The following is a 223-nucleotide window of genomic DNA, read 5'->3' as shown; positions in this document are numbered from 1 at the left end:
CGCCTGGTCGATCGGGCCGGTGTTCGAATTCGAGATCGACCCGCTGAACAGTGTCTGGTGCGCCGACCAGCTGTTCACGTTGGTGGGGTCGGTCGAGGTGCGGTACGAGAAGGCCGGCCCACCCCACTGGTAGGCCAGCACCCACACGTCACGCGGGGCGAAGTAGAACAACGACGGCGCGACCGCCGAGAACGGCATCTGGTTCTGGCTGGCCGAACCCATC

At 65.9% G+C, this 223-nt stretch carries 1 protein-coding gene; it reads right to left on the bottom strand.

What is annotated here, in order from left to right; translation table 11 throughout:
- The coding region (locus AC2CHE_RS27055; protein ID WP_484507638.1) for a non-reducing end alpha-L-arabinofuranosidase family hydrolase at window positions 1-223 on the bottom strand (223 nt) is incomplete at both ends.

The sequence above is a fragment of the Micromonospora sp. ATLC16 genome (genome assembly GCF_057196645.1).
This window is presented reverse-complemented; position numbering and strand designations above follow the sequence as displayed.